The organism is Acetobacter sp. DmW_043, assembly GCF_002153485.1.
GTDB classification, from domain to species: domain Bacteria; phylum Pseudomonadota; class Alphaproteobacteria; order Acetobacterales; family Acetobacteraceae; genus Acetobacter; species Acetobacter thailandicus.
Window position 1 is genome coordinate 38,463 of the sequence record NZ_JOMN01000041.1, and the last position, 9,392, is coordinate 47,854.

The 9,392-nt window shown below is 46.1% G+C and carries 9 protein-coding genes and 1 pseudogene; 5 read left to right on the forward strand and 5 right to left on the reverse strand.

Annotation, left to right across the window (positions count from 1 at the left end):
* Nucleotides 1-12 precede the first annotated feature (12 nt).
* The gene (locus HK11_RS10345) at nt 13-714 is read right to left on the reverse strand and encodes a hypothetical protein (protein ID WP_086555269.1); all 702 of its coding nucleotides are present in this window, start codon (nt 712-714) and stop codon (nt 13-15) included.
* Nucleotides 715-1,011: 297 nt separating this feature from the next.
* Between HK11_RS10345 and mtnA the strand changes: the two genes are divergently transcribed.
* Nucleotides 1,012-2,127 (forward strand): S-methyl-5-thioribose-1-phosphate isomerase, encoded by a 1,116-nt coding sequence (mtnA, locus tag HK11_RS10350; RefSeq protein WP_086555280.1) that lies wholly within the window; start codon nt 1,012-1,014, stop codon nt 2,125-2,127.
* Here mtnA and HK11_RS10355 read toward each other — a convergent pair.
* Nucleotides 2,106-2,885, reverse strand: a pseudogene (locus HK11_RS10355) (integrase core domain-containing protein); the annotation flags it as partial. The gene mtnA and the pseudogene HK11_RS10355 overlap by 22 nt on opposite strands.
* Nucleotides 2,886-3,795: 910 nt before the next feature.
* On the opposite strand from HK11_RS10355, the gene HK11_RS10365 reads away from it, so the two are divergent.
* On the forward strand, nt 3,796-5,013 hold the full coding sequence (locus HK11_RS10365; RefSeq protein ID WP_086555270.1) for a hypothetical protein: 1,218 nt from the start codon (nt 3,796-3,798) through the stop codon (nt 5,011-5,013).
* Between the two features lie 31 nt (nt 5,014-5,044).
* Nucleotides 5,045-6,154: a DUF563 domain-containing protein gene (locus tag HK11_RS10370; protein WP_086555271.1), complete on the forward strand. Its 1,110-nt coding sequence runs from the start codon at nt 5,045-5,047 to the stop codon at nt 6,152-6,154.
* Between the two features lie 64 nt (nt 6,155-6,218).
* On the opposite strand, the gene HK11_RS10375 is transcribed toward HK11_RS10370, so the two are convergent.
* The 3 genes from HK11_RS10375 to HK11_RS10385 form a co-directional block, all read right to left on the reverse strand.
* A complete protein-coding gene (locus HK11_RS10375) occupies nt 6,219-7,256 on the reverse strand; it encodes a cysteine synthase A (protein ID WP_086555272.1) in 1,038 nt (345 codons plus the stop codon).
* Between the two features lie 89 nt (nt 7,257-7,345).
* Nucleotides 7,346-8,233: a DUF2272 domain-containing protein gene (locus tag HK11_RS10380; RefSeq protein ID WP_086555273.1), complete on the reverse strand. Its 888-nt coding sequence runs from the start codon at nt 8,231-8,233 to the stop codon at nt 7,346-7,348.
* A 199-nt stretch (nt 8,234-8,432) separates the two neighbouring features.
* The gene (locus HK11_RS10385) at nt 8,433-8,816 is read right to left on the reverse strand and encodes an IS5 family transposase (RefSeq protein ID WP_086555274.1); all 384 of its coding nucleotides are present in this window, start codon (nt 8,814-8,816) and stop codon (nt 8,433-8,435) included.
* A gap of 81 nt (nt 8,817-8,897) precedes the next feature.
* On the opposite strand from HK11_RS10385, the gene HK11_RS10390 reads away from it, so the two are divergent.
* Nucleotides 8,898-9,161, forward strand: coding sequence for an HNH endonuclease signature motif containing protein (locus tag HK11_RS10390; protein WP_086555275.1), 264 nt, complete (start codon nt 8,898-8,900; stop codon nt 9,159-9,161).
* Nucleotides 9,161-9,343 (forward strand): hypothetical protein, encoded by a 183-nt coding sequence (locus tag HK11_RS10395; protein ID WP_086555276.1) that lies wholly within the window; start codon nt 9,161-9,163, stop codon nt 9,341-9,343. The genes HK11_RS10390 and HK11_RS10395 overlap by 1 nt, the downstream gene beginning before the upstream one ends.
* The last annotated feature ends 49 nt before the right edge of the window (nt 9,344-9,392 follow it).

The window sequence follows — 9,392 nt, forward strand, 5'->3', positions numbered from 1 at the left end:
TATAAAGAAATTTTACGCTTTACGACTGCGGGTTGTTTTCGTCTTTGCTCTGGCAGCAGGTTTAGACGCAACCTTACGGCTGCGTGATGTCTTAGCTGCACTGGCTTTTTCGGCTTCAGCGGCGGCTTCAGCGGCCAGGCGTTCATAACGCTTACGGCGCCGTGTTTCCTGGACAATACGCAGCTTTTCTACAGCTGACAGACGAACTCTGGTCTCTTCAGCCTGAACCACTTTTTTCTTTACCGCTTTGGGCTTTTCAACAATCGGCTCAATAATTTTGACTGTCTTTGTTACTTTTTTGGTCGTGGCAGCTGCCCGGCCACGCGCTGCCGGTACAGGAGCAGCAACCTCAGGCTTTGCCTTTGCCACTCTTTTCTTCTTCACAACCACAGGCGCGACAACTTCCTCCTTCACCACAGGAGCTGCAACCCGCGCAGCTGCTTTTTTCTTCACCGGCGCAGCCCTGCTGCTTTTAACCGGAGCCGGCGCTGCACTTTTTGCAGGTGCAACTTTTTTAGAAGTTTTTGTCTTAACAGGTGCCTCAGCTTTAGCGGCTGCTACTTTTTTAACAGTTGCACGACGTGATGGACGCTGAGAAGAAATATCCTCCTCTGCTACTGCCTCCACAACACGACTACGACGAGAAGACGTTGTTTTCTTTACCGGTGTTGCTTTTGCACGCGTTGTAACTTTACGTTTTTCTCTGCCGCTCATGAAACCCTCTCTTTTTTAAATTATAAAAAACATCAGCATGTTTTAAAATATGACGAATATACAGCAATGTACATAACGCACTCCGGAGTTCATAATGAACCCGGTTTACTTCCCCTACATAACAAATATCAGGAAAATTGCAAAAAATACTTTTATCTTTCAGACATTAAGAATGTTCCAGATTATGACCCTCAGCGTCACAAACAAAAATAAGCTGACAGTCAGGCTGTAAAATGCTTTTCAGAATAACCTGAAATTGCGATGCTATATGCAAATATTCACTCGAAAGCTATGACAATGAAAATTGATGGTGTCTCTTACAGAAGCGTCTGGATCAATGAGGAAGATGGGTGGTCAGTAAACATTTTTGATCAGACTCTTTTTCCTTTTTCACGAAACATCCTGCGACTGACAACACCTGATGATGTTGCGCATGCAATACGCAGCATGCAGGTCAGAGGTGCACCGCTGATTGGCGCAGTTGCCGCTTATGGTCTGGCTCTTGCTTTGCGCAATAACGCATCAGACCATGCTCTGGAAACACAGGCGGCTATGCTCGCGGCCACACGCCCCACCGCCATTAACCTGCGCTGGGCCATTGACCGGCTTCTGACACATCTGCGCCCTCTTCCAGAGCAAGAACGCGTAAAAGCTGCTTATGCAGAAGCCGGAAAAATCTGTGATGAAGATGTAGCCCAGAACGAATCAATCGGGCGCCATGGCCTGGAACTGATACGTGACATTGCCAGCAAACGTAAAAACCAGTCACCGGTTAACATTCTTACCCACTGCAATGCCGGCTGGATAGCAACCGTTGACTGGGGCACAGCTCTTGCCCCCATCTACATGGCGCATGACGAGGGACTGAAGGTGCATGTCTGGGTTGACGAAACCCGCCCGCGTAACCAGGGCGCTGCTCTGACAGCATGGGAACTTGGTGGCCATGGCGTGCCGCATACCGTTATTGCCGACAACGCAGGCGGGCACCTGATGCAGCACGGGCAGGTGGATCTTGTTATTGTAGGAACAGATCGTGTTACCCGCACGGGCGATGTTGCCAACAAAATTGGCACATACCTCAAAGCGCTGGCCGCAAGAGACAACAATGTACCTTTCTGGGTTGCCCTGCCCTCTACCACCATTGACTGGACCGTTTCTGACGGTGTGAAAGAAATTCCTATCGAAGAGCGCTCAGCCAGTGAGGTGACACATATTGCAGGACGTACAGCCAAAGGTGAAATAACCTCTGTGCAATTGGTCCCGGACGGCAGCAAAGCTGCTAACCCTGCCTTTGATGTCACACCAGCCCGACTGGTTACCGGCCTGATTACCGAACGGGGCTGCTGCCCGGCAACAACGGAAGGGCTACGTGCTCTGTTTCCTGAAAACCAGCTGTTTGGTCCCGGAGTTTGATGGGTTAGATTGATAATGAATCTTTCTGGCTCTGAAGTCCATATTTTGCAGATGTATTCATAGGGTGTGAGGCCTTTGAGTGCCTTGAGCCGTCGCCCGAAGTTATTATAAGCCGCCATGAAGTCGTTGAGGTGTGTCCTCAACTGCTCATGGCTGTCGTAATGGAAGCGTTTGACAGTTGCTTCCCTGATCGTGCAGTTCATTCGCTCGACCTGACCATTGGCCCAGGGATGATTGAGTTTCGTCAGACGATGTTCGAGAAATTCCCGGGCTGTTCGTCTGTTGGCTTTGTCCACAAGCTGCGTTACCGCAAACTTGCCTTCAGCGATCTGGACTTCGGCAATATCGAGGTGAAAGAACCCGATCGGATAGCACCTGAAGTGCTGTTGTTTCGGCTTACCTCCTTCGACATCAGACAGGCATGAAATTCCGTGACGCTGCAGACAGCGATGCAGGGCCGGGCGTGCCAGATGAGAAATGCTGGCCTGCAATGCGTAAAGGCAATCATCCAACGGCAGTAAGGTGTGCCGACGAAAGGCCACGATCATCGCTTCGTCCGTCGCGGACAGAACCGTTGAGCGCGGCTCTTTGGGGCCTGCCTTCTGATCCTCAATCGTTTGACGCCTGCGCCATTTTGCAACTGTTTTCGGGTTAATCCCGAACTCCCTGCTCAGCGCCGCGAGCGAAGCCTGCGATCGCTGTATTGCTGCCCGCACGGCGTGCGTGGTCGTGGCGCTCCCATGACGTATCTGTCCCATAAGGCTTCTTTCCACTCTCGTGAAAATATCACACCATCAAACTCCGGGACCAAACAACTAGTTCTAAGCTTTCTAATGTAAGACCAAAAGATATTACCATTGTTAATATAAATATTATTAATCATATAATGGCAGGCAACAATGGAATATATTTATTTTCTACTGACAGGAATAAACCGTATACTTAGTGTTTAAAAAAATGAACTTATATTAGTCATGATGTAAAAATATATAACAATCATTCTGATCATTATATGATAGTTCCAGTTAAAACTATACCGTTTTCTAAATTTATTGGATATCTGGAGGAGATAGCTGCAAAATGCTTAAAAATTCGCTAGACTCGAGCAAGCTCTCTATAACTCTTTCGGATAAAGAATGGGTTTTTGTGGAAGATGCTGTATCATCTTGGATTAAATATGTATTTAGCATTACACCAAATGATGAAAGAGCGGATAAATAGTCAGATATGGCCAATGACACTCAAAGATTAGAAGTTATTCTAAAGAAAATTACTGAACAAAAAAGTTGACTGGAAACTTCATACTTAACTCGTATTGTTAGGCTCAGAACCTGTTAATTTATTGAACTGAACGAGCCGTTGTGATTCACAGGTTTACCAATGGAGGTGAGCCCGTGAGTGATGTATTTTTGTTGTTTCCTTAGGTTTTTTACATACGTTCTGCTCCCTTGCTATCGGGTATCAGGGGTATCGTGTATTCGTTGTTTTAACGGCTGGTTTTCGTAAAAAACGTCTTGTTTTGCATACCATCCCGATCATTAAGACTTTGTTGTTCAGTCGCTTACATTTCGAGTTTGAAACATATCTTCACCCACCTGGGAAATGAGTTGTAAACTATTTTCAGGTATGGCAAGAAAAATTCATTCCTGCATATTTAAGGGTTGTGTAATGTCAGAAATTATTGAGACTTCTGCAAGTATTCATACTTTTAGAAATTACAGAAACAGAAGCAGAAATAATACGCCGATAAATGAAAGTATTAACACTCCGCCTTTAGAGGAAGAAATTCCTGTTTCTTCGGATGATAAATCCGTAACTGAATTTGATATTAAGTCAATCGGTTTTAACATAAATGCAAAAGAATATTTTCAGAGAAATGGTATTAATAGCATAGAAGATGCTTTCAATATTGCCAATATACTGCATGCAAACAAGAGTGTCAGAGAAGCTGCTGTTATCTATGGCCTTGGTTTCAGACTTCACTCAAAAGAACCAAATAAATATCCGCTTGCTCAGACTTTTTTACAAAAACGGCTTCTTTGTTTGCTTAAAGCGGGGGTAGAGCCTCCCAGGCATGAAATTGATCTGCTGCGAGGATATAATATTCCGTATGCAAATTATATTGAAGGTATTGCCCTCGCATGGAGAGAGAATAAGGGCGAGGAAGCTCTGAAGCATATGAAAAATGCTTATGAAGAGTTTCATACCGGTGAAGAGATTGACAGACTTTATTTCGAGATTGTTCTGAAGTCTGCACCGCAGCTGCTCGACCCTACTCCGGAGGCAGAGAGAAAAGAGAAAATTCCTAATAACCTTTTCATGTACTGGGATAAGAGCCCACCTCCTGAAATTCTTGATAATTTTGCAATTCATAAAAATATGAAGCAGTTTAATCTTCGTATTTTTGATAAAGAAGAAGCTGCTGAGTGGTTATATTCAAACTATGGCGTTGAAGCCCGCTCGATCTTTCTTAATGCCCGCAACTCTGCTGAAGCCTCGGATATACTGCGAGTGCATGTAACGCAGCTGTATGGTGGCTGGTGGATGAATGCAGATCATCGCATCAGAGATGAAGCTGCAGCAGATTTCATGACATCTCAGGATGCTTCTGATGTTTTCTTTGTGACTGGCAATAATGTTATTCATACTGACTGTTATGGTACAATACCGGGAAGTATGATCGGAGAGGATTGCCTCCTTTCTCTGTACAGAAACTGCTATTTACACCCTGTAATGTTTACAGCCTATAAAACAGGATCCGGGGTTTTTAATCGGGCTGTTAATCGTCGTATCTGGCGTAAAATACAGGGTTTTAACATTAAAGAGACGTTGAAAATTTATGATGAAGCAGCATTTGATAAAGTGATTTATAAATTTCCTTTATGATAAGCGGTTTCATTATAGTGAGGTTTACATCATGAAGTTCTTCGACCTCTCTTCTGGCAAAAAAACTGTTACCTGTGGCATTTCAGAGTTTCGCGAGGTAAGGCCCGGTGAGCGTGTGCAGGGGCCTTTTAAGGTGTGGGAACTAACGGATAGTCGTGGATGGGTTCATGATTATCACTGGAAAAAACCATCATCTCTTCTGAAACCTGTAGGATTCTATGAGATAGATGATCTGATAGTTACGCAGCCCGGGGGCACAATAGTAAGCACTCATTTTGGTTTTAATTGTGCGACCGGCCTTGATACGCAGAGAAGTATACCAGAGCACCAGAGTTATTTTTCGGGTTCGCCAAAAAATAAAATTATTATTGAGGCGGATGTGATCGCAGGAGATGGTGTTGCTTTTAATGTCTGGGGGCACTGGCTTGTTGATTATCTGCCTCGTTATGGTGTGATTAAAAGCGCGTTGGGGGAACGTTTTTCAGATCTTAAAATTCTCCTGCCTTCTTATACCCCTGAGTGGATTTATCACACCCTTATCGTGACGTGTGGTGTTAAACGAGAGAATATTATTACCTATAACCCTGACACAGATATTGTGCTGTGCAAAAAAGCTATTCTGCCATCATATTGCTATACGAGAGAATTTTCTTTTCATAGTTTTGTCCGAGAGTTTTATAATGGCATCACCCGGCCATTCACTCCGACAGAAAAAACACGTAAAATTCTGGTTTCCCGGGGAGATTTTTCACACAGTAACCGTCAGTTTGTTCAGCGTGCTGCTTTTGAAGCCAGTGCAGTACAGCGCGGTTATAAAATTATACGTCCTGAGGAGCTTTCTTTAGAAGAGCAGGTTAAAGTTTTTTCTGAAGCTGCCATTATTATTGGTGAGCACGGTTCGGGTATGCATAATGCGTTGTTTGCAGGTAAGGGAACTGTTGTCGGGTGCCTGGGTTTCTGGAACGCTGTGCAGCTCCACATTGGCTACCTGATGGAACATCATAATGTTTATCTGACCAAAGGCTGCCAGTGGCCCACACCAGATCGTAATGAATTCTGGATTGATTGCTCAGATGCTGATCTGATGTCGTTTCTTGATAAAACAGAGGCCATAGCATCAGAAGAGGCTGCATCAGCCTAAGTCTGGTGTATAATTTTAAAAAGCCCTTATAAAAAAGGGCTTTTTAATTATGTGGTAGCAGGACTTACGATTTAAGCCAGGGAGCGACAGGCAGGTTTTTACTATGCAGAAACTCAGGGTTGAACAGTTTTGACTGATAGCGTGCACCGCTGTCACACAGAATGGTTACAATACGATGGCCCGGGCCAAGCTTGCGTGCTGTACGAATGGCGGCAGCAACATTAATGCCTGACGATCCTCCAACCGACAGCCCCTCATCAATCAGCAGACTATAAATAATGTCCAGTGCTTCAGTGTCAGGAATACGCTCGGCATCATCAATTGGCGCTCCTTCCAGGTTGCCGGTCACGCGGGACTGGCCAATCCCTTCAGTGATGGATGAGCCACTGGCTGACAGATCATTATTTTTAACCCAGCCGTAAAGACCAGAGCCTTCCGGATCTGCCAGAACAATATGAGGTAATTTTCGACCAGCTTGTTTTGCTGCGTCATGCAGCCCCATAGCTGTACCGGCTAATGTACCCCCGGTGCCGCATGCGCATGTAAATGCATCAACATTGCCGTTAAGCTGGTGCCAGATTTCAGGAGCTGTTGTCTGACGATGTCCTTCACGGTTTGCCAGGTTGTCAAACTGGTTGGCCCACACATGTCCTTCTTCTTCCGCCAGACGGCGTGAGACATGCACATAATTCCCCGGATCTTTATAGGGTTTAGCTGGTACCAGACGCAGATCAGCGCCGATCATGCGCAAAAAATCAATTTTTTCGCGGCTTTGCGTTTCGGGCATAATAATAATGCTGCGGTAACCGCGTGCGTTAGCAACCAGGGTCAGGCCAATACCGGTATTCCCGGCCGTTCCTTCAACTAATGTCCCCCCGGGTTTAAGCAGGCCACGTGCTTCTGCGTCCTCTATAATCGCCAGTCCGGCACGATCTTTGACCGAGCCGCCAGGGTTCATGAATTCGGCTTTACCATAAATTTCACAGCCGGTGAGTTCAGATGCTTTGCGCAGGCGGATCAGAGGCGTGCCACCAATAGCACCAGGCATGGAGAAGGAAGGGTTGCTCCAGCCCGGCAGAGAGGAATGTGCGCTTTCAGTCATCTGGTTACACCTTAATAGAGTTCCAACGAAGTCATAGGTAGGGTCGCGTGCAGGTGACTTCAACAGAAAACTGCAAAAGTCAGTTTGTGTTACCTGCCAGCATCCGGTTCTGCTTCAGCGTCATACAGCACTTCCAGTACAACACACCACGGGTAGCGCTCATCATAGCTTTTTCCTGATGGTGCGGCTATGTGCCCCTCAGTGTCTGTTGGTACATGAGTCAGCGCAACGCTGTCGTCGATATTGCCACTGATTGTGCTCAGCTGATGGCCAAAAGGCTGCCCCTGCTGGTTGGTGGCGACAACGTAACCACAATGGGCGGGGAAACCATAAGAGGTTGGCAGGCTGGAGTAGCGAATGAAAGATTTTGCTTTGCCTCGTGCGACACATACCAGGTCACCAGGTTTGGGAGCATAACGCGCTGGGTCCTGTGCCCGTAAAACAGGTGACTGCCCCGAAGCTGCGGCATTAATATAGGTGGCGTGGTTAGGCGAGTAGGGAAAGCGGTTATTTGCCCCGGCAATACGCATCACATAGGAGATAAAGGCTGCTGACCAGGCATAGTCGCCATCATGCACAAAGTCTGTCATTCGGCCGCTGGCATCGTGTTTGCCGGTCCATGCTGTTTCTGTTGAGTCAGGGTCAATACCTACCCACCAGTATTCGCCAACGCGTTGCCACAGGCCGGGGGTGCGCTCGGGCTTCAGGGAAGCATTTTGTGGTTCAGGGCGTGTAGTCGGGTCATCATCATTGACCGGGCTGCCAAACATGCGCCATTCGCGCAAAGCGATAGCGACGACATCCTGGCGGTTAAAAGGCTCAAAATTGTGCGTCGCAAAATCTGGCACATGAGGGTTGTAGCTGTAAGATGATCCTGCCCCGGCGGTTGTTGCAGAGTGCTCCTGATCTGGCCGACTGGCACAATTTGTCAGAAACAGGGGTACCAGCAGGGCTATGGCAGAGAGAGCACGTGACATCTTGTCTCCAGACAGACACAGTGATTTGGGCAACATTGCAATATCAGATTGTATTGCAAACAGGAAAAATGAACATCTGAGCTGAGCATAGGCTGCTCAGAACCATGGGAAAAGAGGGGGATGAAGATTCTTTACCTGTTGTAAAAAAAGACCTCTGCAGTGTCGCGCAGAGGTCTCATTCCTTATCTAGGCTCAGGACTCATTCTTTGAGACAGAAGATGAAGCTTGCTGCGATATGGATTGCAGACATGGATGTATGAGCACAGCGATCGTATCGTGTCGCCACGCGTCGCCAGTCTTTAAGCTTTGCGAACATATTTTCGATCAGATGGCGCTTTTTATACAGATGCCAGTCGTAAGGTAGTTTTAATTTTCGATTTTTCTTCGGCGGAATACAGGCTGTGATCGTGCGTTCTGCAAGCAATAACCTGATCCTGTTGCTGTCACAACCTCTGTCCCCGATGTTTTCTTCTGTCTTGTCGGGTAGATCTGCCAGCAGCACGTCCGCGCCTTTGAAGTCACTGACCTGCCCTGCAGTCAGATAAAGTCGGACTGGTCGCCCCTGATCATCGGCAAAGGGCATGAAGTTTTGAGCTCAGACCGCCTTTGGTTCGCCCGGTATGGGGGGGAAGCCCCTTTTTTAAACAGGAATGATATATCAAGAATGAAAAATGGATTAAATCCCGAAAGGTATGATCTTCATCATATAGAGCCTTTAGATGATGGCGGTACAAATAATTCGTCAAATCTTATTCTTATGAGAAAAAATCCAGAGCATAAGTTACTTACAAATTATCAAAATTTAACAACAAAAGGTATGATACATGGAGATAGTCGCTTAATTGAGTGGCCCTATCCACGTAAAGGATATCTTATATGGCCACCATCAAATAATTTATCCGCTACATTTTCGAAAGGAGAGAATTAATGATTCCTGAAATTTCAATACTTTTAGATAAAATCGATAAGCAAAGAGGATGTGCAGAGCCACCTGCTACACAAGAAGATATTAATATCGTAAATGATTATTTAATAAAAGAATTTAAGATTACTCTCCCTAAAATTTGGCCAGATATTTGGCTTAGGTCTGATGGCATTAGGGCCTGTTAGATCTTGAAACTCTTCCCATATTGTAGAGATGGAAGAAGGAGACGGAACA